Source organism: Vibrio sp. 1727 (assembly GCF_033344415.1).
GTDB lineage: Bacteria > Pseudomonadota > Gammaproteobacteria > Enterobacterales > Vibrionaceae > Vibrio > Vibrio alginolyticus.
The window spans coordinates 1-564 of record NZ_JAWPOT010000529.1; the positions used below are offsets into that span (position 1 = coordinate 1).

General features: G+C 33.7%; 1 protein-coding gene. It reads left to right on the top strand.

Annotation, left to right across the window (positions count from 1 at the left end):
- The coding region (locus tag R8O10_RS26745; RefSeq protein WP_318192166.1) for a glycosyltransferase family 4 protein at positions 1-564 on the top strand (564 nt) is incomplete at both ends.

The window sequence follows — 564 nt, forward strand, 5'->3', positions numbered from 1 at the left end:
ATTTACATTTTCTCTTTTGAGTCAGAGGAGGGTGTAAGGGAAGTTACCATATCAGGTAAAAATTGTGTCATTTATTCTTTTAATAAGTTTAAACCTTTCAGAAATCTTCTTAAAATAAATAAGTTACTTAAAAAATTTAATATTAAAGTCGTGCACTCTCATGGATTTTACCCTGATTTCTATTCTTGCGTTTCCAAGCTTTTTCTTTTCCCTGCTAAATTTATCACAACTGTTCATAATTACCCTTTTAAAGATTATTCTCAGGAATACGGCGAGGTGTCAGGTAGTTTGCTAGCATACTTTCATCTCATCTTTATCAGAAAGTTGGATTTAGTTGTAGGCTGTTCACAATCTGTTTCAAACTACTTGGATAACCACTCAGTTAATAGTGTTGCCGTTAGTAATGGAGTGCATCTAAATCTTCCAAGCAAAGTAAGCCCTAAGCCTAGCAAGCTTAAGTTGGTAAGTATAGGCCGTGTGATAAAGAGAAAGAAACCACAATCTTTCTGTGACTACTCATTAACTAAATGTGATTTAATAGATAGTTTCACATGGATTGGGGAT